The organism is Thalassolituus oleivorans MIL-1, from assembly GCF_000355675.1.
Lineage (GTDB): Bacteria > Pseudomonadota > Gammaproteobacteria > Pseudomonadales > Oceanobacteraceae > Thalassolituus > Thalassolituus oleivorans.
Genome location: NC_020888.1, coordinates 2559970 through 2582500, shown reverse-complemented (window position 1 = coordinate 2582500; position 22531 = coordinate 2559970). Strand labels below are relative to the sequence as shown.

The window sequence follows — 22531 nt, the reverse complement described above, 5'->3', positions numbered from 1 at the left end:
GGTAGAGGAGCGTTCTGTAAGCCGTCGAAGGTCAAGGTGTGAACCAGGCTGGAGGTATCAGAAGTGCGAATGCTGACATGAGTAACGATAATGGGAGTGAAAAACTCCCACGCCGGAAACCCAAGGGTTCCTGTCCAACGTTAATCGGGGCAGGGTTAGTCGGCCCCTAAGGCGAGGCTGAAAAGCGTAGTCGATGGGAAGCAAGTTAATATTCTTGCACCTCTTTATAATGCGATGGGGGGACGGAGAAGGCTAGGCCAGCACAGCGTTGGTTGTCTGTGTTTAAGGTGGTAGGCAGAGGACTTAGGCAAATCCGGGTCCTTAATGCCGAGAACTGATGACGGTGACTCTACGGAGTCCGAAGTGGTCGATGCCATGCTTCCAGGAAAAGCCTCTAAGCTTCAGTTATAAAGAGACCGTACCCCAAACCGACACAGGTGGGTAGGTAGAGAATACCAAGGCGCTTGAGAGAACTCGGGTGAAGGAACTAGGCAAAATGGCACCGTAACTTCGGGAGAAGGTGCGCCGGTTAGGGTGAAGGACTTGCTCCGTAAGCTCTGGCCGGTCGAAGATACCAGGTGGCTGCGACTGTTTATTAAAAACACAGCACTCTGCAAACACGAAAGTGGACGTATAGGGTGTGACGCCTGCCCGGTGCCGGAAGGTTAATTGATGGGGTTATCTTCGGAGAAGCTCTTGATCGAAGCCCCGGTAAACGGCGGCCGTAACTATAACGGTCCTAAGGTAGCGAAATTCCTTGTCGGGTAAGTTCCGACCTGCACGAATGGCGTAACGATGGCCACACTGTCTCCACCCGAGACTCAGTGAAATTGAAATTGCGGTTAAGATGCCGTATACCCGCGGCTAGACGGAAAGACCCCGTGAACCTTTACTATAGCTTCACAGTGAACTTTGAATTGTCTTGTGTAGGATAGCTGGGAGGCTTTGAAGCGAGGACGCCAGTCCTTGTGGAGCCAATCTTGAAATACCAGCCTGGTCAATTTGGGGTTCTAACTCTGGTCCATTATCTGGATCGAGGACACTGTGTGGTGGGTAGTTTGACTGGGGCGGTCTCCTCCCAAAGAGTAACGGAGGAGCACGAAGGTCGGCTAATCTTGGTCGGACATCAAGAGGTTAGTGCAATGGCATAAGCCGGCTTAACTGCGAGACAGACACGTCGAGCAGGTACGAAAGTAGGTCATAGTGATCCGGTGGTTCTGTATGGAAGGGCCATCGCTCAACGGATAAAAGGTACTCCGGGGATAACAGGCTGATACCGCCCAAGAGTTCACATCGACGGCGGTGTTTGGCACCTCGATGTCGGCTCATCACATCCTGGGGCTGAAGCCGGTCCCAAGGGTATGGCTGTTCGCCATTTAAAGTGGTACGCGAGCTGGGTTTAGAACGTCGTGAGACAGTTCGGTCCCTATCTGCCGTGGGCGTTTGAGATTTGAGAAGAGCTGCTCCTAGTACGAGAGGACCGGAGTGGACGAACCTCTGGTGTTCCGGTTGTCACGCCCGTGGCATTGCCGGGTAGCTACGTTCGGACAGGATAACCGCTGAAAGCATCTAAGCGGGAAGCCCCCTTCAAGATGAGATCTCACTGACTCCTTGAGAGTCCTGTAGGGCCCTTGAAGACTACAAGGTTGATAGGTCAGGTGTGTAAGCGTTGTGAGGCGTTGAGCTAACTGATACTAATTGCCCGTGAGGCTTGACCATATAACACCCAAACTCGGAAGAGTGGTTGTTGACGAATTAAGACAAGCAGCCTTAAGTCTGCGCTAAAACGAGAATCTCGATACTCTTCATTGAAGAGCTCATGTATCCGACCTAATTTTTTTAAGTCTGCACTCCAGAGCGACCACGCCGGAGGTGAGACAGTCTTAAAAATACCAGTTTGCTTGACGACAATAGAGCTGTGGAACCACCTGAATCCATTCCGAACTCAGAAGTGAAACGCAGTATCGCCGATGGTAGTGTGGGGTCTCCCCATGCGAGAGTAGGTTATCGTCAAGCTCTTATTCTAAAACCCCTGTTAGCGTCGCTAGCAGGGGTTTTTTCTTGTCTGCGATTTGCACGGTGCTATTTGTTTAATGTCGATAGTGCTTATTATTGTGATAGGTGTCTGGGTTGTAATTTGAATATGCAGCTTCTCGCATCACGGTTGCAACGACTCGATAAGTTTCGATCCAAGCTTGCCTTACGTCATCGGTAAAAGCATCGCCTAATCCCTTTTTTAATGTAGCAACTAATGCATTGCCAACAGGGGTGTAATCATCAACCGTAACACCGTATTTAACGTGTCCTATCGCGAGTTGCTGTAATACAGGAACCAGTTTTTCTAGGTTGTCTAAGGACGATACAGCAAGCTTCAGAGCGGCCATTAATTTTCGCCCCTGCGCCTTCATGTCGTTTTTGAATAGCTTTTTCAATGAAGGGTCGTAGTCGAATAGCTGTTTATAGAATATTTCAGCCGCTTGATCAGCGATCGGCTCAACTTGTTTGAAACTGGCTCTTACTAGCTGTTTTTGTTTTTCACTGATAGACATATTCATACCATGTTCAGTCTTATATGTTTTCTCAGTGTAGAGCTGATTTTGGATATGGACATATTTCCCCTCATTATTGCTGGGATTAGTCGCTTATTTTCACTTGGATACGGCTACGCATCATGATGTTGACTTTACTCGGGTTGAGACGAATGGTGTTTAGGTTTGAGTACAGGTAGCTGAATGTCTAGTTTTAGGCTGAGCGAAAGGAGCAGAATTGAAGGTCAATAAAAAAGCCCGAGTAAGTGTTTTTACTTGAGCTCTTATTTATAACCCATCAATAGCTTTAAAGAATCACGCCTTAGTAACAATCTCGATAGGATACACGGCAGCAGGTTTAAGCGTCGGATTCAGCTTTATCATTTTAGCGCCTAGTTCTCCTAACGTTTTAGCGCGGTTGCTCGGCGATGGGTGAGTGCTCATAAACTCAGGTTGGCTACCACCACCGGCTTTTTGCATTTTTTGCCATAGTGATACAGCCGCCTCTGGCTTGTATCCAGCACGAGTTGCTAGCTCAATACCAATTCGATCCGCTTCAGATTCTGCTGTGCGACTGTTCGGTAACTCAAGTGCAAACTTGGCAGCTAAAGCTGCGCCGCTAAGAGCCGTTTGATTGTTTTCGGTGACTGCAGCTGCAGCACTTAAACCTGCGCTCATAACCATAGCGCGCGACATACGCTCCGCGGTGTGGTTTGCCAAGGCATGAGAAATTTCGTGTCCCATGATTTGCGCTATCTCGTCGTCGGTAAGATCTAGTTGAGTCACAATGCCGCTATAGATGGCCATACGACCACCGGCCATGCACCAAGCATTCAGGGTGTTAGCATCATTGATAATAGCAACGCTCCATTTCCAATCTTTGGTTTCTGGATGCATGGCAACGGCTTCAGTAACTAAACGGCCAGTAATGGTTTGAATGCGCTTTACCCAAGCTGAGTCTGTTATTAATTGCTTGTTGCTGTCGAGTTCCGTCACTGTGCTCAGATAGGCGGTTTCAGATGAGGCAATCGCAGACTGAGGTGAAACCAGCATCAATTGTGAGCGGCCAGTAGGGCTGGTTGAGCAGCCGATCATAAGGCTAGTGATTGCGGCGGTAATAAGTAGTTTTTGCATGAGTTACTCTAATCCATGGATAACTGGTAGTGAGACAAATTAAGTGATGTTGAGTTTACTGTCTTCTTGATTGCTAAAACACCCTTCTGACTCACGAGGTTGGCTGAGCTCTGTTATACTGGCCACTTCAATGATCTTAAGAGTTACCGCCGTGTTTGCCGATATCGAATTTAACCCCCGTATTCTTTCTGGCCTTGAAAAGCAGAACATTTCAGAGCCGACAGAAGTGCAAGCACAAATGCTGCCGTTGGCAATGGCAGGAAAAGATTTAAAGGTATGCGCGGAGACCGGAAGCGGTAAAACGCTTGCTTATCTATTACCCATTATGGAAAAGCTACTCCAAGTTGAGGCGAGCGACTCTGCGACACGCGCTTTAGTGCTAGTGCCAACACGCGAGCTTGCTCGCCAAGTGTTCAAGTCGGCTAAGCAGTTAACGGATTTCACCACGCTCAATGTCGGTGTGCTGACCGGTGGTGAAGAGTTTAAGTATCAAGCATCGATGCTGCGTAAGAACCCGGAGATCATTATCTCTACCACGGGGCGACTAGTGGATCATATTCGCCGTGAGACTGTCGATCTGAGTGATCTTGAGTTTTTGGTACTAGATGAAGCCGACCGTATGCTCGATATGGGCTTCTCCGAAGATATGGAGATCATCGTCGGCAAGGCAAAGAAAGAACGTCAAACCTTCATGTTATCAGCGACACTGCGTCATGAAGGGGTAGGCCGTATTGCTCGCGCTATGCTCAATAAGCCAGAAGAAATCACAACGAATACTGCTCAAGTTCAGCATGCTTTTATTCGTCAGCAGCGTATTTTGGCTGATGATAACGCGCATAAAGATCGCTTAGTAACTTGGCTGCTAGCTAATGAAACCTACGACAAAGCGATTATCTTCGTTAACAAGCGTATGGAAGTAGAGCGCTTATCTGAATTCTTACGTCGTCATCGCAATGGTATTGCCATGCTGCACGGCGAAATGACTCAAGATGAACGTAATTACGTTATGCAGTCGATACGTGAAGGTAAGCGTCAGATCTTAGTGGCGACCGATGTTGCTGCGCGTGGATTAGACGTTGAAGGTCTCGATCTGGTTATTAACTATGATCTTGCTCGTAAAGGCGATGAGTATGTTCATCGAATCGGTCGTACTGGTCGTGCGGGCAAAGAAGGTTTGGCGATCAGTTTGATTGCGGCGCATGAGTGGAATTTAAAAGCTTCTATCGAGCGCTATCTCGAGATTCAAATGGAATCGCGTCAGATCTCTGAACTCAAAGCCGAATATAAAGGCCCGAAAAAAGTTAAAGCGTCTGGTAAGGCGGCAGGTCCGAAGAAAAAGCCAAAAGGTAAAGTGCCCGCAAAAGCAGCTGGTCGTAAAGCACCTTCGGACAAGAAGAAACTGGGCCCTCGCCCAAGTCGCCCGAAAACTGAAGAAACAGAAGCAAAGAAGAGCAATCTTATGGATAACTCTGGCTTTGCTCCTATTCGTCGTCAGAAGCCTCAGAAATAAGGTTTCAGAAACATTACAGGGTTACATTAATTGCCGAAAAGGCCGTTATTGTAATCCTGTATTGCTTGTTCAATCTCCTCGCGGGTATTCATTACAAAAGGTCCGTAGTGAGCTACTGGCTCTTTAATTGCCTTGCCTGTAAGTAATAATAATTGCGTATCTGACTTTGCCTGTAGCTGCAAGGTATCTCCCGTCTGATTAAATACTAGCAAGGACTTCTCGGGTGCTGCTGGTGAAGTCTCTAATTGCCCTTCATATACGTAGGCCAAGGCATTGTGGCCGGCGTCGATAGGAATCGTTACTTCTGAACCTGCCGGCAAATAGAGATCAAGATAGCGTGCCTGTGCTGCTAAGTCTTGCAGCGGACCTTGTAACTCCTGGCTATTTAATTGCCAGCTTCCAGCAATGGCTTTGGCATTAATCCCATTATCAAGTGTGCATTCTGCGATCTCATCAGCAGGCACATCACGATATTTCGGCGCATCCATTTTGTGTTTGGCTGGCAAGTTGATCCATAACTGGAAGCCATGCAAGCGAGACATTTCTCGGCTTGGCATTTCACTATGAATAATGCCTCTACCAGCAGACATCCATTGCGCACCACCACTGCGAATTTCGCCACGATTACCTAAGTGATCGCGATGCTCTAAAGCGCCAAAGCGCAGATAAGTGAGTGTTTCCATACCGCGATGTGGATGTGGTGGAAAGCCACCGATATAGTCATCAGGATTGTCTGAACCTAATTCATCCAGCATCAGAAAAGGGTCGGCTACTTTTGTATCAAATAGTGCTACGCGGCGAATTTTTACGCCATCGCCATCAGAGCTGGCATGACTAGGTATGATGGTTTGCAAGGTGCGGTGTGTCATAAATCCTCCTTTAATAGCACTACTTTACTGTGCTTTATAGAAAAGATTGAGGGGGTTTTTTCGCATAAACCTTTCGATTTATGCGAGTAGGTTTATAGGGCGGAGATTATACCGCCGACTGTGCTTCCACTTGATCATCTAAACCACGAATAATGGCATTTTGTAGAGCTTCACACTGCGCAGCATCGGAATACGGTTGCCCTTTACTATTCACAATAAAGAATATATCTGATACTCGTTCGCCTTCAGTCAGAATCTTTGCTCCTTGGAGTTGGGCATTAAATTCAGAAAGAATAGCGCCCATTCGTGCTAACAAACCTGGACGATCAGCTGCGATAACTTCTAATACAGTGCGATGCATGATGGGATCGTTACTCATGGTAACTTGAGTTTCGACCATGAATTGCTTCAGCATACGCGGCGTTCGCCGCTGGATGATGGTCGTAAAGTCATTAGGATCGGATAACGCTGCCCGCAGAGTGTCGCGAATATGTTGCATGCGCTGTGGGTCATTAATCGCATGATTATTTTCATCAAGCACTATGTAGGTATCAACCGCGTTGTTATCAACTTCGGAAGTCATGATGCGAGCGTCTTGAATATTGAGGTTCAGTTGATCCAATGTCGCAGTGGTAACCGCAAATAGGTTGGGCTGATCTTTCATGAAGATAAAGATCTGGGTTGCGCCTTCGAATTGTTGATCTGAGGTCTGACGAATAGAAATTAATGGCGTCGCACTATTGCCGTGAGCGTTAATTTCCAAGCTGTGCCAGACAATGTTATCGACACCTTCGCGCAAAAAATAATCGTCTCCAGGTACGCCCCAAATTCCGCGAATGCGTTCTTCACTTAAGCCATGTGCTAATAATTGCTGAATGGCTTCCTGCTGGATTTCTTCGATTAGGTCTTCTTTATGAATTGGATTCTCTAATCCTCGACGCAGTGCAGCTTTTGTGTTGCGATAAAGCTCGCGCATTTGCTCTGCACGCCATGGAGTCCAAAGATCGGGATTCGTACTGAAAATATCCGCTACTGAAATCAAATACAACATATCGAGGTGATGTTGATCGCCGATTTCTAGGGCAAAGTGATGGACGTCTTCAGGGTTATTAATATCAATGCGTTGTGACGCGTTCGACATTAATAAGTGATTCGTAACCAACCAAGAAACCATATGAGAATCGGTCGGGCGCAAATTGTGCTGACGACAAAAAGCAGCGGCTATTTCACCTCCGTTGGCAGTATGGTCGCCATCAATACTTTTACCTGTGTCGTGCAGTAGTGCTGCTAAATACAAAATTTCTTTCTTTTGTACTTTATGAATTAAGCGCGAAGCAATAGGGAAGTGTTCACGTACATCGCCAAAGCGAAAATGACGCAGTAAGCGCGCCATACGAAAACTATGTTCGTCAACGGTGTACTTATGGAATAAATCGTATTCCATCATGCCTATAATGTGACCGAATTCAGGAATATAGCGTCCTAAAATACCGTATCGCATCATGCGTGATAGTTCGCGTACAACGCGCGAACGGTTGCGCATTAACTGCATAAACAATTCATTGTGTTCGTGGTTATGACGATACTCATCATCAATTAAACGACGATTATCCCGCAGCGCACGAATCGTTCCCGAATGAATGCCCTTCGCTTGTGGTAACTGCGCCATCAAGAGAAATACGCGCAATAGCCAGGACGGATCTTCGACAAATAAATTGGCAGTAACGTGCTGTAAATAGCCATTACATAGTACGAAGTGTTCGTTAATATTTTCGATATTTTCTGGGTTGCCGCAGCCCATGTAGTCTTCATTGAAATGCAGCAATAATAAATCGCACAACTCAGTAGTTGATAATTGGTTGCGATAAAACTGCGCCATGAATTGCTCAACACCTAAGCGCTGACCGTCATCGACATAACCCAGTAGTTCGGCAATTTCTCGTTGTAGGTCAAATAGCAGGCGATCTTCTTCACGACCGGCGAGCATATGCAGAGCGTACCGTACTTGCCATAAAAAGCTCAGGCTTCGCGCTAAGCGGCGGTGTTCAAATTCGGTTAAAAACCCTTGTTCTTCTAAGCTCTGAAGCGTGCCTTTGCCAAAGTGACGCATGGCTATCCAGCTTACTGACTGGATGTCGCGTAGGGTGCCAGGTGAGTTTTTTACGTTTGGCTCTAAATTGTATTCAGGATCATCGTGTTTCTTGTGGCGGTTAATTAGCTCTTGCCACTTCGCGGTAAAAAACTTTTCAGCTGGCCATATCTCTGTCGCCGCCACGCGATTTGTTAACACCGGATGAAGACTTTGATCACCGGCTAAATGTCGGCTTTCCATCATATTGGTAATGATGGTGAGATCGCCATCGGCTTCGGATACGCACTCATCTAGTGTTCTGACACTATGTCCCACATCTAGCTTCAAGTCCCAAAGCAAGGTGATGAAATCTTGCAGTGCTGAGCTGTTGGTATTAATCGTATCTTCATTTAAAGCGAGTATGAGGACGTCGATATCAGAATGAGGATGCAGTTCTGCTCTGCCATAACCGCCGACAGCAATAAGTGCTATGCCTTGGTCTGATAATTTACGATGCTGCCACAAACATTGCATGATGGTATCCATCAGCTTTGCGCGATGGGGGACCAAGGTGTCGGCATCGAATGTCGCGCGAAAATACGCATGAGACTCTTCTTGGATGCGTTTTAGCAGAGGTTTGATAACAGGTAGAGGCGATGGTGCGGCTGCGAGCCGCGCCATCAGATCCTGAGCATCAATCGAGGGTAGTGAAGGCATGTCCAATGACTGACTCACTTCCAGAATTGCTCTTCTTCTTTGCGTTTGGTTAATACTTCAACGCCAGTTTCTGTAACCAACAAGGTATGTTCCCACTGGGCAGATAATTTGCGATCTTTAGTGACCACTGTCCATCCATCTTTTAACAGCTTATTGAAGCGAGTGCCCATATTAATCATAGGCTCAATGGTAAATATCATACCCGCCTGGATCGTCATGCCTGTACCTGGGCGTCCGTAGTGCAAAACCTGAGGATCTTCGTGGAATACCTTGCCAATGCCATGACCGCAATACTCGCGTACCACAGAGTAATGGTTGCTCTCAGCGTGCTGCTGAATAGCATGACCAATATCACCTAGTTGTACACCTGGCTTGACCATATCGATGGCTAAATACAGACACTCTTGAGTGATATCCACTAGGCGCTTGTTTGCTGGTGCGGGTTCACCAATATGAAACATTTTACTGGTGTCACCATGATAGCCATCTTTGATGACGGTAATGTCTAAGTTAACTACGTCACCTTTTTTTAATATCTTGTCGTCGCTTGGAATGCCATGACAAATGACTTGGTTAACCGATGTGCAGATCGACTTTGGAAAACCGTGATAATTTAACGGTGCCGGAATCGCTTGCTGCACGTTAACGATGTAGTCATGACAAATGCGATCTAGCTCACCTGTGGAAACGCCTGGTTTCACATGTGGTTCGATCATTTCGAGTACTTCAGCGGCGAGACGGCCGGCGACGCGCATTTTAGCTATATCGTCAGCGGTATTGATGGTTACGCTCATAATAAAGGGGCGACCTTAATCGGTATCTTAGAATGGCAGACATTGTACTGGTTGTCTGGCGTTGGTTGAACCAGCAATCGCAATACGAGGTCAATCGTACAGTTATTCTGGTCAAAAGCATCAGAAAATGGTATAAAGCGCCCGCGAAAAAATCGCCGTACACCGCCCAATGCACTGCAAGGTGGGTATGAAATGACACACACGTACTATAACGATACGTCGGGGTGCCTATGAAAATAGGTCGATGTTGAGGGTGCGTGGAGGCCTAACCCTACATATATAAGGTAAATACCATGGCACAAGTTAGCATGCGCGATCTGCTTAAAGCAGGCGTTCACTTTGGTCACCAAACTCGTTACTGGAACCCTAAAATGGGTAAGTACATTTTTGGTGCTCGTAATAAAATTCACATCATCAACCTAGAACATACTGTTCCAGCGTTGAACGAAGCTCTTAAATTGGTTGAAACTCTAGCTGCGAAAAACAACAAAGTATTGTTTGTTGGTACTAAGCGCGCTGCGGGTAAGATCATGAAAGAACAGGCTGAGCGTTCTAATATGCCGTTCGTTGCACATCGCTGGTTAGGCGGTATGTTGACTAACTACAAAACGATTCGTCAGTCGATCAAGCGTTTACGTGAATTAGAAGTTCAGAAGTCCGACGGTACTTTTGAGCAGCTGACTAAGAAAGAAGCGTTAATGCGTACTCGCGAGATGGAAAAGCTTGAGCGTTCTATCGGCGGTATCAAAGAGATGGGCGGTTTGCCTGATATGTTGTTCGTAGTTGACGTTGATCACGAGCGCATCGCAGTTCAGGAAGCTAACAAGCTGGGTATCCCAGTTGTCGGTATCGTTGATACTAACTCAAACCCAGATGGCATTGATTACGTTATCCCAGGTAACGACGATGCGATCCGTGCAATCCAAATCTACGCATCTGCAATTGCAGACGCAGTATTGGAAGGCAAGCAGGGCAATGGCACTGTTGATGAGTTCGTAGAAGTGGCTGAAGAAGCTCCAGCTCAAGAAGCTGCTGAATAATCGCTAGGCTCACTGGAAAGAGGGGGCTTGCCCCCTCTTTTTCGATGCAAGATTACTGACAAGTTAAAATAGAGGAAGACACACATGGCAAACGTATCAGCTGCAATGGTTAAAGAGCTGCGTGAGCGTACTGGTCTAGGCATGATGGAGTGCAAAAAAGCACTGACTGCTGCTGACGGCGATATCGAATTAGCGATTGAAGATCTGCGTAAGAACTCAGGCCTAAAGGCTGCTAAGAAAGCAGACCGTACTGCTGCCGAAGGTAAGTTGCGCGTTATCATCAATGGTGGCGTTGCTGTCGTTGTTGAAGTTAACTCTGAAACTGACTTCGCTGCTGGTGATGCTAACTTCAATGCATTTGCCGACAAGGTTGTTGAGAAATTAGCCGCGACTAAAGAAACTGACGTTGCTGCCCTGATGGCTGGTGAGTTAGAAACTGCTCGTGAAGCATTGGTACAGAAGATCGGTGAAAACATCACTGTTCGTCGTCCAGCGGTTATTGAAGCTGAAACTTTGGGTGCTTATATTCACTCAAACGGCAAGATTGCTTGTATTGTTGCTCTTAAAGGCGGCGATGAAGAAACTGCAAAAGACATCGCTATGCATGTAACTGCTTCGAACCCACGTGTTGTTCGCGCAGAAGATATGCCAGCTGAAGTTGTTGAGAAAGAGAAAGAAATCATTAAAGCTCAGCCAGATATGGCTGGTAAGCCAGACGAAATCGTCGAAAAAATGATGGGCGGTCGTATCAACAAGTTCCTGAAAGAAAACAGCTTGCTTGACCAGCCGTTCGTTAAGAACCCAGAGCAAACTATTGCTCAGTTGGCTAAAGCTGCTGGCGCTGAAGTAATCAGCTTCCTACGTTTGGAAGTTGGTGAAGGCATTGAAGTTGAAAAAGTAGACTTCGCTGCTGAAGTTGCTGCACAGCTGAAAGGCTAATTGCTAGCAAAGGGTAGGCACGTATCGTGAATACCCCATCATATGCCGGGCTCGCCCGGCATATTTGTATTTATTCAGAACTTCCGTAATCCCATTTGGAGACCTTTCATGGCTGAACAAAAAAGTCCTAAATATAAACGCATCCTACTTAAGCTGAGTGGTGAGGCGCTGATGGGCGAGCTGGAATTTGGTATCGATCCCAAGGTGCTTGATCGCATGGCACTGGAGATTGGCCAGCTAAAAGGGATTGGTGTTCAGGTAGGTTTGGTGATCGGCGGTGGTAATATTTTCCGTGGTAAAGCGTTGAGCGAAGCCGGTTTAGATCGAGTTGCCGGTGACCATATGGGCATGTTGGCAACCGTAATGAATGCGTTAGCCATGCGTGATGCGCTAGAGCGCGCCAACATCAGTACGCGTGTTATGTCCGCGATTCCAATGAGTGGCGTAGTTGACCATTACGATCGTCGTAGTGCTATGCGTGCTTTATCTGTTGGTGATGTTGTTATTTTTTCTGCAGGTACTGGTAACCCATTTTTTACAACGGATTCAGCAGCTTGCCTTCGCGGTATCGAGATTAACGCCGATTTGGTTCTAAAGGCGACGAACGTCGATGGCGTGTATACTGCAGATCCGAAAAAAGACCCAAGTGCTGAAAAGTACAGCCGCTTAACCTATGAAGAGGTGTTGGAAAAGCAGTTGGGCGTAATGGATTTAACCGCGATATGCTTAGCGCGCGATCATAAAATGCCGCTACGTGTATACGATATGAATGAACCAGGTGTTCTGGCTCGCCTTGTGACTGGCGGCAATGATGGAACCCTGATTGTAAGCGAGGAATAAGGTCATGATTAACGACATTAAAAAAGACGCTGAAGAGCGCATGGCAAAGAGCCTTGGTGCTCTGGTAGATGCATTTAAACGCGTACGTACTGGTCGCGCTAATCCGTCACTGCTCGATAGCGTTATGGTGAATTACTACGGTACGCCAACACCATTAACTCAGATTGCTAACGTCACCGTAGAAGACGGTCGTGCTTTGGCAGTGAGTCCTTGGGAACGCAACATGGTGCCTGAGATTGAGAAAGCCATCATGAAGTCAGATTTGGGTCTTAATCCCTCGACTACAGGCGATACTATTCGCTTACCTATGCCTGCTTTGACGGAAGAAACTCGTAAAAACTTTATCAAGCAAGCGCGTACTGAAGCAGAAAAAGGTCGTGTTTCTGTGCGTAATATCCGTCGCGACGCGAATGGCACTCTGAAAGACTTATTGAAAGACAAAGAAATTTCAGAAGACGAGCAACGCGGTGCAGAAGACCAGATTCAAAAGCTGACCGATAATTTTATCGCTCAAGTGGACAGCCTCTTGGCTGATAAAGAAAAAGATCTAATGCAGGTCTAACTTCGGCGGCGATTTATGTCTACCAGTATTGATGAAGGACAGGCCGCCCAAGGTCAGGTTCCGCGTCATGTTGCCATCATTATGGATGGTAACAATCGCTGGGCTAAGAAACGTTTTATGCCCGGCGTTGCCGGTCATAAAGCTGGGGTTGATGCGGTTCGTGCTGTGGTTGAGGTTTCTGCCCGTGAAGGGGTCGAAGTTTTAACACTGTTCGCTTTTAGCAGCGAGAACTGGCGTCGCCCAGCAAACGAAGTCTCTGCGTTGATGCAGTTGTTTGTTATGGCACTGCAACGAGAAGTGAAAAAACTTCATCGCAATAATATCCGTCTGGTGGTTATGGGGGATATTCAAGGGTTTAACGATCAAATTCGTAGTTTGATCGCTGAAGCTGAAGAATTGACCCGCGATAACGATGCAATGACTCTGGTTGTTGCTGCAAACTATGGTGGTCAATGGGACATTGCTCAAGCGGCACAACGCTTAGCAGAAGATGTGCTGGCGGGTAAATTGAACCCTGCCGACATTAATGAGCAAGTGTTTCATCGTTATACTTGGCTGAACGAATTTCCCGCCCCTGATCTTTTGATTCGTACCGGTGGTGAAGAACGCATCAGCAATTTCATGCTCTGGCAAACGGCGTATTCTGAATTTTATTTTAGCGACGCGTTTTGGCCTGATTTCAAAGAACAAGAATATAAAAAAGCGTTAGCCACGTTCGCCGACCGTACTCGACGTTTTGGCCGTACTGACGATCAGTTAAAGGATGCCAAACAAGGTGACTAAGCAACGTGTAATAACGGCGTTGGTACTCGCACCGGTGATGATCATCGGTATTTTCTTTTTACCGCTCAAGCCTTTCGCATTTTTCATAGCGGCTATCGCCACTATTGGTGCGTGGGAATGGGCGAATATTGCTGGGTATCAAAAAAATTGGAGTAGGCTTTTGTACGCCGTTATGGTGTTTTTTAGCCTTTACGTCAGTGCTCGAGTGCTGCGTGTCTATCCAGAGTTAACTATCTATTTCTTAGCCGCAGGTACGTTGTGGTGGATCGTTGCATTCGCGTTAGTGAAGCGCTACCCGGGTGGTACTAGCCTGTGGGATGCGCGAGAGGTTCGCGCTTTTCTTGGTTTGTGTGTACTTATTCCAATGTGGGTAGGTTTTATGCATTTAAAGGAATCGCCACACAGTTCGTTGTTGATTATCTATGTGATGTTGATTGTTTGGGGAGCAGATACTGGCGCTTATTTTGCCGGACGTCGTTGGGGGAAAAGTAAGCTTGCACCTAATGTGAGTCCGGGTAAATCTTGGGCAGGATTTTGGGGTGGTTTAGCGACGACCTTGTTCGTTGGTGTCGTTTCCTCTTGGGCTGTTGACCGTTGGTTGCAGCCGCTCACAAACCAAGATGTGATCAATATTATGATTATAACCGTCGTTACTATGGTTATTTCGGTGCTAGGTGATCTGGTCGAAAGCATGATGAAGCGTCATCGCGGCATTAAAGATAGTTCATCACTATTGCCTGGTCATGGTGGCGTGCTCGACCGCATCGACAGTATGGCGGCAGCAGTACCTGTATTTGCATTTTGTATGATGTTGACGGGCTGGGGTTTAATGCCATGAGGCAAACCATCACCGTGCTTGGGGCCTCTGGTTCTATTGGCCAAAGTACGCTCGATGTCGTTCGTCGCCATCCCGATCGGTATCAAGTGTTCGCACTTAGCGCAGCACGTAGTATTGAGCGTATGTTAGAAGACATACGCGAGTTTCAACCTCGCTATGCTGTCATGGTGGATGCAAGTGCTGCTGAGCAGCTATCTGATCTATTAGGCTCATCCACAACCGAGGTGCTCACTGGTAGTGAGGCGTTAGCCATGGTCGCATCTCACAAGGATGTCGACATGGTTATGGCTGCTATCGTTGGTGCTGCAGGTTTGTTACCAACCATTGCTGCGGCAGAAGCTGGTAAGAGGGTGTTGCTCGCCAATAAAGAAAGTCTCGTTATGGCTGGCCCGTTATTTATGGAGGCGGTACGTCGTGGTGGGGCAACCTTGTTGCCGATCGACAGCGAACACAATGCCATATTTCAGTCGATGCCTGTTCACTATGATGGCGATCTTCATAAGAACGGTATTCGCAAGATTTTATTGACCGCATCGGGTGGTCCATTTCGTGGCAAATTGCTCGACGAACTCACTGCAGTGACACCGGAGCAAGCGGTTGCTCATCCCAACTGGTCTATGGGACGGAAAATTTCTGTCGATTCAGCAACACTAATGAATAAAGGTTTAGAGTTAATCGAGGCCTGTTTTTTATTCAATTGTCAGCCTAGTGATATCCAAGTTGTCGTTCATCCGCAGAGTGTTATTCACTCTATGGTGCAGTATTGTGACGGTTCCGTTATCGCACAGTTAGGACAACCTGACATGCGCACGCCGATCGCTTATGGCATGGCATGGCCTGAGCGTATTGAGGCGGGGGTTGCCTCATTAGATTTATTTGAAATATCGCGTCTTGAATTTTGCCCGCCTGACCATGAAGCATTCCCTTGTTTAGCCCTTGCTGGGCAGGCGTTTGCGGCGGGTGGCAGTATGCCGACCGTGTTAAATGCTGCTAACGAAATCGCCGTTGACGCTTTCTTACAGGAACAAATCGCCTTTAACCAGATTCCAACCCTGATTCGTGATGTAATGGGGATGCATGTGGTTACCGATATTGAATCAATCGACCATGTAATAGAGGCTGACCGCTGGGCTAGAGATTGCGCTAGCCAGTGGATTTCACGGAGTGTGGCATGACACTGCTGTATTTTATTATCGCGATCAGTATCTTGGTTGTAATCCACGAATACGGGCACTTTTGGGTGGCTCGTCGTTGTGGTGTGCATGTTTTACGCTTTTCGGTCGGATTCGGTAAGCCGCTATGGTCTATTCGTGATAAACGCGGCACTGAGTATTCAATTGCCCCGATTCCTTTGGGCGGTTACGTCAAAATGCTCGATGAGCGTGAAGCGCCAGTTCCCGAACACTTATTAGATCAGGCTTTTAATCGTAAGCCTGCTTGGCAACGTATTGCTATCGCCTCGGCAGGACCTATCGCTAATTTCTTATTTGCCATCGCTGCTTACTGGGTTTTGTTTATGGCAGGTACAACGGGTGTTGTTCCTGTTGTCGGTGCTGTCAGTGAAAACTCACCTGCGGCAGTCGCAGGGCTTAAATCAGGTGACGAAATTCTTGCCGTAAACGGTGACGAAACCACTACTTGGGAGCAAGTGAGCTGGGAGTTGATCAGTTATATCGGTGAAGATGCGACGATTACTCTTACTGTTCGTGGCGATACTCTGGTTGAGCATAGCGTTAATATTGAAGTTACTGCCTGGCTGGCTGGAGCGGATGTTCCAGATCCTATCTCTGGTTTAGGTATTGAGCCGCGCCGTTTAACAATACCGGCAAAATTAGGACAGATTGTTGATGGTAGCCCAGCGCAAGCTGCAGGTTTGCAAGTTGGGGACTTAGTCGTTGCAGTTAATGGTGAACCAATGGCAGATTGGTCGCAGTGGGTAGATGCCGTGCGTGTTGCCCCGAACCAGCCTTTGCAGATCGACATTCGCCGTGATGGTCAATTATTAGACTTAGTACTAACGCCAGAGCGTACCACCTTGGCCGATGGTGCCGTCGTTGGTCGCGTTGGTGCCGGTGTCGAGATGCCAATCATTCCGGACGACTGGTTACGAGTGAGCCGTGCTGGAATTATTGACGGCTTCGCTCTTGGTGTTAGTAAAACATCTGATCTGATTGGCTTTACGCTTGAATCTCTATGGAAAATGCTCGCTGGTGATCTATCCGTAAAGAACTTGAGTGGGCCGATTACGATTGCTAAAGTAGCCGGCGCTTCGGCATCGAGCGGGCTTGAGTCGTTTGTTGGATTTCTCGCCTTGTTAAGTGTTTCCCTCGGGGTTTTGAACTTATTGCCGGTGCCCATGTTGGATGGCGGCCACATTCTTTTTTACCTAGCTGAGATGCTGCGTGGTAAACCTTTACCAGAGCGATTACAAATTGCTGCGGTTCAAGTTGGAATGTTTTTAATGCTCAGCTTAATGCTGGTGGCTTTCTACAACGATATTAGCCGGCTCTAACGGGGCCGGAATTCACTGGATTATTGACTACATGCGTTCGTTGCTGTTTACGCTTTTTTTCTCATTGTTCACTTGTTCTGCACTGGCTGAGTCATTTGTTGTAGAGGATATCCGTCTTGAAGGCTTACAACGCGTATCGGCAGGTACGGTGTTTGAGAGTTTTCCTGTTAACGTTGGCGATAGTGTCGATGATGCTCGTTTAGCCGAAGCGACGCGTCGGTTGTTCCGCTCTGGCTTGTTTAATGACATTCAGTTGTTGCGCGACGGTAACGTTTTGGTTGTCGAAGTCGTAGAGCTTCCTACGATTACCACGATTAACATTGAAGGAAACAAAGCCATTCAGTCGGATGCTTTATTGGATGGATTAAAGCAGTCCGGCTTGGCTGAAGGTTTGGTATTCAAGCGTTCGACACTTGAACGTATTTCGCTCGAACTTGAACGTCAGTATGTGGCTCAAGGGCGTTATGATGCACATATTGAAACGACCGTAGTTCCACAACCACGAAATCGTGTTTCCCTCGATATTCAAGTTGAAGAAGGCAGTGTTGCGAATATTGCTCACATCAACGTGGTCGGAAATAGTGTGTTCAGTGATGAGGAATTACGTAAACAGTTTCAATTACAAGAAACCAATTTTTGGTCTTGGTATGCCAGCGATAATAAATACAGCCGTGAGAAATTAGCGGGCGATTTAGAGAATCTGCGTTCCTATTATCTAGATCGTGGTTATATCCGTTTCAATATTGAATCTACCCAAGTATCAGTCTCTCCTGATAAAAAAGGCGTTTACATCACCATTAACGTGACTGAAGGCGAGATTTATACGGTAAATGATGTTCGTTTGGCGGGTGACTTAGTCGTTGATGAAGCAGAACTCGCTAAGCTTTATTTAGTGCGCAATGGCGATACGTTTTCACGTCGTCGTGTAACACTCACCAGTGATCTGATGACTAAGCGCCTAGGTAACGATGGATATACATTCGCCAAAGTGAATGGTATTCCAAAGATAGATGATGAAGCGCGTACCGTGGATATGACCTTCTTCGTAGAGCCGGGTAAACGTACTTATGTGCGTAGCATTACCTTCAGTGGTAATGAAGGCACAATGGATGAAGTGTTACGGCGCGAAATGCTGCAAATGGAAGGTGGTTGGGCTTCAACAGAGAAAATTGAAGCCGGTAAAAATCGTTTAAACCAATTGGGTTTCTTTAAAACTGTTAACGTCGAAACGCCGGCAGTTCCGGGTACTGATGATTTAATTGATGTAAATTATTCGGTAGAGGAACAATTGAGCGGTAGCCTTAACTTTAACATTGGTTATGCGGCGGGTAGCGGCATGATTTTGGGTGCAAGCGTTAGCCAGAATAACTTCTTAGGTTCTGGTAACCGTATGTCATTAGGCGTACAGAAAAACGATACAACCCAATCTTATAACTTCTCTTACTTAAATCCTTATTACACCATTGACGGTGTGAGTCGCGGATTTAACTTATTTTATCGCGAAACAGATTATAAAAGCTTAAGCACGGTTAGTGATTATCAGACTAACACTAAGGGCGGTAACGTGACGTTTGGTTATCCTATTTCACGTCGTCAGCGTTTGTCTTTCTCCGTAGGTTATGCCAATACCGAGATGTTTAAAGGAACCACAGTTCCCGCTGAAATTACCGACTTTATTGATAACGAAGGCACAGTGTTTGATGAGTACACCTTAGGGCTAAATTGGCGTTACAACTCGCTTAATCGTGGTTTATTTCCTACGGCCGGTACCGAGCATAAATTGTCGGCCGATATTTCCGTCCCTGGTAGTGATCTCACCTATTACAAGCTTGGCTATACCGCTAACTATTACATGCCGATCGTCGACGAGTGGGCGCTGCGCTTACGTACAGACTTAGGATATGGCAATGGGTTTGGCGATTTGGATCGTTTGCCATTCTTCAAGAATTTTCGTGCGGGTGGTATGGGGTCGATTCGTGGTTATCAAAGCAACAGCTTAGGACCGAAAGGTTTACCGGAATACGCGCCAGTTGAAGTGGTAGAAACAGATAGTAATGGTAATGTGGTATACGAATTAGACAACCTAGGTCGTCCAGTTGTTGATACTAATGCCCCCACGACGTTGTTCGTTACGGATGCTGATGGTGCAGCTGAAGCCGTTTCTAATACATCTCAATACAAACCAAAATATAAAACGGATACCACAGGTTCTGCGGTAACCGCTCCTTACTTCCTAGAAAGTGAACGTTCTCTAGGCGGTAATATTCTGGTGGAGACTAGCCTCGAGCTAATCTTCCCAATGCCATTCATCGAAGACCGCAGTTCAGTACGTAGTGTGGTTTTCCTTGATGCTGGTAATGCCTTTACCAGCGAATGCTACGTTCCTAATGACGCAGATATTCCAAACTTAACAACCCATCCGTATTGTTCGAATGGTGTTGATCTAGGCCAAATTCGTACCAGTGTGGGTGTGGGCTTGACTTGGATCACCGCAATTGGCCCACTGACGTTTACGTACTCAGTGCCGCTTAACGACAAACGCGGTGATAAAACAGAAGGGTTTGAATTCTCGCTGGGACAGGTATTCTAATACCGATAATAAATTAATGAGGAGTTAAGGATGCGTTGGTTATTAATAGTTGTTGCTGCATTGGCAGTAAATGTGGCTGTAGCCGCTGAAACAAAAGTAGGCGTGATTGATATGGAACGTGCTCTGTTCCTATCAGATGCAGCCAAGTCTGCAGTTAAAAAGTTTGAAGCTGACAACAAAGCCGATATCGAAAAACTGAAGTCATTGCAAAAAGAATTGATGGAAACTCAGGCTAAGCTAGAGAAAGAAGCTGACATTATGGGCGAAGAAGAGCGCCGCAAGCTATCCAACGGCATGGAGCAAAAATCGTCCGAGTATCAGTTTTACGGCCGCAAGCTAAAGCAATTGGAAGACAAATGGAAGAAAGAATTATTCAATGAACAATTGCCTGAACTTGAGAAATTGCTTAAAGAAATTATCGACGAAGGAAAGTATGATGTCGTCCTGAATTCGGGAGCCGTAATTTATAGCTCACCGAGTGTTGATTTGACTAAGCTGCTGCTTGAGCGTTTAAACACTAAGTAAGCGGTATTCAATACCAGGATTACGCATGAACATAAGCCTTGCTGAGCTGGCTCGGCATCTCGATGCTGAGCTTCGCGGAGACGGCGAGCAGATGATATCCGGCGTCGCCACATTGGCGGGTGCCGGTGCTAGCGATGTTAGTTTTCTCGCTAATAACAGTTACCGCTCTCAATTGCTGGACAGCAAAGCCGGAGCGGTCATTGTTCGACCAGAATTAGCTGATAGTGTTGCCAATGCAGCACTGGTTGTCGCTAATCCCTACCTTGCATTTGCCCGTACTACCCAATTATTTGATAACCGCCCGATATTATCCTCAGGCATCCATCCAAGTGCTGTCGTGGCAGCTACTGCCTCTATTGGCCGTGACGTAAAAATCGCTGCCAATGTGGTTATCGGCGAACATGTCATTCTTGGTGATCAATGTGAAATTGGCGCAGGTAGTGTTATCGATGATCATTGTCAGTTAGGTGTCGGTTGTCGATTAAGTGCTAATGTCAGCCTTTACCATGATGTCACTTTAGGCGATCACGTTCGCATCCATTCAGGTGCTGTACTGGGCGCTGATGGATTTGGATTTGCACCTAATCAAGGTCGTTGGGAAAAAATAGCCCAGCTTGGTGGCGTGCGTGTAGGCAATAACACTGAAATCGGAGCAAATACGTGCATTGATCGCGGTGCATTGGATGACACTGTAATCGGTGACGACGTCATTCTCGATAATCAAATTCAGATCGCGCACAATGTCCGTATTGGTGACGGTTGCGCAATAGCAGCCTGTACAGGTATTGCTGGAAGTACTCGATTAGGCCGCAATTGCACCATTGCAGGTGGCGTAGGCATAGCCGGACATCTAACAATTGGTGATCGCGCTCATATTGCAGCCGCAGCGTTAATTACCCAATCCATAGGAGATGGCGAGATGTATGGAAGTGGTACATCACAAATGCCCCTCAACGAGTGGAAACGCAGTGCAACACGTTTTCGTCAGCTCGATTCATTAGCCAAACGATTGCAAAAGTTAGAAAAAAGCCAACAAGGTAAAGCGTGATGTCTACTCACAACATTCAGAAAATTCAAGAAGTGATGCCGCATCGCTACCCGTTTCTGCTCTTAGATAGAGTAGTTGATGTCGATTTAGACGCAGAGGGTGGAGCTATTATTCACGCTTATAAAAATGTCAGCATTAATGAAGATTTTTTTAATGGCCATTTCCCCGGCCATCCAGTAATGCCCGGCGTTTTAACCTTAGAGGCAATGGCGCAAGCTGCTGGATTTTTAGGCGTTATGATGCAAGGCGATACGCGTAAACCAACGACTATTTTTTATTTCGCTGGTGCAGATCATGTGCGTTTCAAACGCCCAGTTGTACCGGGAGATCAGTTAAAATTAGAAGCACGGCTGATTGGAAAACGCAGTGGTATTTGGAAATTTGATTGTCAGGCTATGGTGGATGACGAGGTTGTCTGTATCGCCGAACTTACCTGCGCTGAAAAAGATTTGGAGCAAAAATGATTGACCCAAGAGCAATTGTAGATCCGAGCGCGCGAATTGCCGATGACGTTGAAATCGGCCCGTTTTCGATAATCGGTGCAGATGTCGAAATTGGTGAAGGCACAGTAGTTGGGCCACACGTTATTATTCGTGGACCTACGAAAATCGGAAAACATAATAAAATTTTTCAATTTTCGAGCATTGGTGAAGAATGCCAAGATAAAAAGTATGCTGGAGAGCCGACCACACTATCGATTGGCGACCATAACGTTATTCGTGAAGCCTGTACTTTTCATCGCGGTACAATTCAAGACAATGGCCATACCCAAGTAGGTAGCCATAATTTATTTATGGTCAACGTTCACGTTGCTCATGATTGCGTAATTGGCGATCACGGTATTTTCGCTAACGATACTAATATGGCAGGCCATGTTAAGGTTGGCGATTGGGCTATTTTAGGTGGCAGTACTCAAGTACATCAGTTCTGCCAAATTGGCGCTCATTCGATGTGTGGTGCTGGTACCGTTGTTTTAAAAGATATTCCAGCTTATATCATGTCTCTGGGGTATCCGGCGCAACCTCACGGTATCAATAGTGAAGGTTTAAAGCGTCGAGGTTTTAATGCCGACAGCATTAGTTTGTTGCGTAATGCTTATAAAACCATTTACCGCAAAGGGTTAACGTTGGCCGAAGCTTTAGAAATATTGCACCCAATTGCATTAGAAGATGATGCCGTTGCTGTCTTAGTGAATAGTTTAGAGAGTGCTACTCGCGGGATTATTCGCTGA

At 46.6% G+C, this 22531-nt stretch carries 19 protein-coding genes and 2 rRNA genes (1 of these 21 cut by a window edge); 16 read left to right on the top strand and 5 right to left on the bottom strand.

Going from position 1 to position 22531, the window contains the following annotated elements:
* Both TOL_RS11845 and rrf read left to right on the top strand, forming a co-directional pair.
* Positions 1-1719, top strand: a 23S ribosomal RNA gene (locus TOL_RS11845); it begins 1170 nt to the left of the window's first position.
* A 181-nt stretch (positions 1720-1900) separates the two neighbouring features.
* Positions 1901-2016 (top strand): 5S ribosomal RNA (rrf, locus tag TOL_RS11840).
* Between the two features lie 74 nt (positions 2017-2090).
* Here rrf and TOL_RS11835 read toward each other — a convergent pair.
* Positions 2091-2549, bottom strand: coding sequence for a globin family protein (locus TOL_RS11835; protein ID WP_051052407.1), 459 nt, complete (start codon positions 2547-2549; stop codon positions 2091-2093).
* A gap of 294 nt (positions 2550-2843) precedes the next feature.
* Positions 2844-3662, bottom strand: a complete 819-nt coding sequence (locus tag TOL_RS11830) for a M48 family metallopeptidase (RefSeq protein ID WP_015487571.1) — start codon at positions 3660-3662, stop codon at positions 2844-2846.
* Between the two features lie 130 nt (positions 3663-3792).
* On the opposite strand from TOL_RS11830, the gene TOL_RS11825 reads away from it, so the two are divergent.
* Positions 3793-5172 (top strand): DEAD/DEAH box helicase, encoded by a 1380-nt coding sequence (locus tag TOL_RS11825; protein WP_015487570.1) that lies wholly within the window; start codon positions 3793-3795, stop codon positions 5170-5172.
* Between the two features lie 26 nt (positions 5173-5198).
* Here the strand turns inward: TOL_RS11825 and TOL_RS11820 are convergent, their stop codons facing one another.
* From TOL_RS11820 to map, 3 genes are all read right to left on the bottom strand, one after another.
* Entirely contained in the window at positions 5199-6041 is an 843-nt protein-coding gene (locus tag TOL_RS11820) for a pirin family protein (protein ID WP_015487569.1), read from the bottom strand.
* Positions 6042-6147: 106 nt separating this feature from the next.
* On the bottom strand, positions 6148-8793 hold the full coding sequence (gene glnD, locus TOL_RS11815; RefSeq protein ID WP_231847988.1) for a [protein-PII] uridylyltransferase: 2646 nt from the start codon (positions 8791-8793) through the stop codon (positions 6148-6150).
* Positions 8794-8843: 50 nt separating this feature from the next.
* Entirely contained in the window at positions 8844-9623 is a 780-nt protein-coding gene (gene map, locus TOL_RS11810; RefSeq protein WP_015487567.1) for a type I methionyl aminopeptidase, read from the bottom strand.
* A 293-nt stretch (positions 9624-9916) separates the two neighbouring features.
* Between map and rpsB the strand changes: the two genes are divergently transcribed.
* The 13 genes from rpsB (at position 9917) to lpxA (ending at position 22531) form a co-directional block, all read left to right on the top strand.
* Positions 9917-10663 (top strand): 30S ribosomal protein S2, encoded by a 747-nt coding sequence (gene rpsB, locus TOL_RS11805; RefSeq protein ID WP_015487566.1) that lies wholly within the window; start codon positions 9917-9919, stop codon positions 10661-10663.
* Positions 10664-10747: 84 nt separating this feature from the next.
* On the top strand, positions 10748-11602 hold the full coding sequence (gene tsf / locus TOL_RS11800; RefSeq protein WP_015487565.1) for a translation elongation factor Ts: 855 nt from the start codon (positions 10748-10750) through the stop codon (positions 11600-11602).
* Between the two features lie 108 nt (positions 11603-11710).
* Positions 11711-12442: a UMP kinase gene (gene pyrH, locus TOL_RS11795; protein ID WP_015487564.1), complete on the top strand. Its 732-nt coding sequence runs from the start codon at positions 11711-11713 to the stop codon at positions 12440-12442.
* Positions 12443-12446: 4 nt separating this feature from the next.
* Positions 12447-13004, top strand: a complete 558-nt coding sequence (gene frr, locus TOL_RS11790; protein WP_015487563.1) for a ribosome recycling factor — start codon at positions 12447-12449, stop codon at positions 13002-13004.
* A 15-nt stretch (positions 13005-13019) separates the two neighbouring features.
* Positions 13020-13787 carry an isoprenyl transferase gene (locus TOL_RS11785; RefSeq protein WP_015487562.1) on the top strand — a complete coding sequence of 256 codons (768 nt, stop codon included), beginning with the start codon at positions 13020-13022 and terminating at the stop codon, positions 13785-13787.
* Positions 13780-14625 carry a phosphatidate cytidylyltransferase gene (locus TOL_RS11780; RefSeq protein WP_025265097.1) on the top strand — a complete coding sequence of 282 codons (846 nt, stop codon included), beginning with the start codon at positions 13780-13782 and terminating at the stop codon, positions 14623-14625. The genes TOL_RS11785 and TOL_RS11780 overlap by 8 nt, the downstream gene beginning before the upstream one ends.
* Positions 14622-15800 (top strand): 1-deoxy-D-xylulose-5-phosphate reductoisomerase, encoded by a 1179-nt coding sequence (gene ispC / locus TOL_RS11775; protein WP_015487560.1) that lies wholly within the window; start codon positions 14622-14624, stop codon positions 15798-15800. The genes TOL_RS11780 and ispC overlap by 4 nt, the downstream gene beginning before the upstream one ends.
* Complete coding sequence (rseP, locus tag TOL_RS11770) at positions 15797-17137, top strand: RIP metalloprotease RseP (RefSeq protein ID WP_015487559.1); 1341 nt, start codon at positions 15797-15799, stop codon at positions 17135-17137. Before ispC ends, rseP begins: the two co-directional genes overlap by 4 nt.
* Positions 17138-17168: 31 nt before the next feature.
* Complete coding sequence (bamA, locus tag TOL_RS11765) at positions 17169-19727, top strand: outer membrane protein assembly factor BamA (RefSeq protein WP_015487558.1); 2559 nt, start codon at positions 17169-17171, stop codon at positions 19725-19727.
* A 30-nt stretch (positions 19728-19757) separates the two neighbouring features.
* Positions 19758-20252, top strand: coding sequence for an OmpH/Skp family outer membrane protein (locus tag TOL_RS11760; protein WP_015487557.1), 495 nt, complete (start codon positions 19758-19760; stop codon positions 20250-20252).
* A gap of 25 nt (positions 20253-20277) precedes the next feature.
* On the top strand, positions 20278-21300 hold the full coding sequence (gene lpxD, locus TOL_RS11755) for a UDP-3-O-(3-hydroxymyristoyl)glucosamine N-acyltransferase (protein WP_015487556.1): 1023 nt from the start codon (positions 20278-20280) through the stop codon (positions 21298-21300).
* Positions 21300-21764: a 3-hydroxyacyl-ACP dehydratase FabZ gene (fabZ, locus tag TOL_RS11750; RefSeq protein ID WP_015487555.1), complete on the top strand. Its 465-nt coding sequence runs from the start codon at positions 21300-21302 to the stop codon at positions 21762-21764. The genes lpxD and fabZ overlap by 1 nt, the downstream gene beginning before the upstream one ends.
* Entirely contained in the window at positions 21761-22531 is a 771-nt protein-coding gene (lpxA, locus tag TOL_RS11745; RefSeq protein ID WP_015487554.1) for an acyl-ACP--UDP-N-acetylglucosamine O-acyltransferase, read from the top strand. Before fabZ ends, lpxA begins: the two co-directional genes overlap by 4 nt.

Bases quoted from the DNA above. Each gene is read 5' to 3' on its own strand.
- TOL_RS11835 (WP_051052407.1), bottom strand. From the start codon at position 2,549: ATGTCTATCAGTGAAAAACAAAAACAGCTAGTAAGAGCCAGTTTCAAA.
- TOL_RS11830 (WP_015487571.1), bottom strand. From the start codon at position 3,662: ATGCAAAAACTACTTATTACCGCCGCAATCACTAGCCTTATGATCGGC.
- TOL_RS11825 (WP_015487570.1), top strand. From the start codon at position 3,793: ATGATCTTAAGAGTTACCGCCGTGTTTGCCGATATCGAATTTAACCCC.
- TOL_RS11820 (WP_015487569.1), bottom strand. From the start codon at position 6,041: ATGACACACCGCACCTTGCAAACCATCATACCTAGTCATGCCAGCTCT.
- glnD (WP_231847988.1), bottom strand. From the start codon at position 8,793: ATGGCGCGGCTCGCAGCCGCACCATCGCCTCTACCTGTTATCAAACCT.
- map (WP_015487567.1), bottom strand. From the start codon at position 9,623: ATGAGCGTAACCATCAATACCGCTGACGATATAGCTAAAATGCGCGTC.
- rpsB (WP_015487566.1), top strand. From the start codon at position 9,917: ATGGCACAAGTTAGCATGCGCGATCTGCTTAAAGCAGGCGTTCACTTT.
- tsf (WP_015487565.1), top strand. From the start codon at position 10,748: ATGGCAAACGTATCAGCTGCAATGGTTAAAGAGCTGCGTGAGCGTACT.
- pyrH (WP_015487564.1), top strand. From the start codon at position 11,711: ATGGCTGAACAAAAAAGTCCTAAATATAAACGCATCCTACTTAAGCTG.
- frr (WP_015487563.1), top strand. From the start codon at position 12,447: ATGATTAACGACATTAAAAAAGACGCTGAAGAGCGCATGGCAAAGAGC.
- TOL_RS11785 (WP_015487562.1), top strand. From the start codon at position 13,020: ATGTCTACCAGTATTGATGAAGGACAGGCCGCCCAAGGTCAGGTTCCG.
- ispC (WP_015487560.1), top strand. From the start codon at position 14,622: ATGAGGCAAACCATCACCGTGCTTGGGGCCTCTGGTTCTATTGGCCAA.
- rseP (WP_015487559.1), top strand. From the start codon at position 15,797: ATGACACTGCTGTATTTTATTATCGCGATCAGTATCTTGGTTGTAATC.
- bamA (WP_015487558.1), top strand. From the start codon at position 17,169: ATGCGTTCGTTGCTGTTTACGCTTTTTTTCTCATTGTTCACTTGTTCT.
- TOL_RS11760 (WP_015487557.1), top strand. From the start codon at position 19,758: ATGCGTTGGTTATTAATAGTTGTTGCTGCATTGGCAGTAAATGTGGCT.
- lpxD (WP_015487556.1), top strand. From the start codon at position 20,278: ATGAACATAAGCCTTGCTGAGCTGGCTCGGCATCTCGATGCTGAGCTT.
- fabZ (WP_015487555.1), top strand. From the start codon at position 21,300: ATGTCTACTCACAACATTCAGAAAATTCAAGAAGTGATGCCGCATCGC.
- lpxA (WP_015487554.1), top strand. From the start codon at position 21,761: ATGATTGACCCAAGAGCAATTGTAGATCCGAGCGCGCGAATTGCCGAT.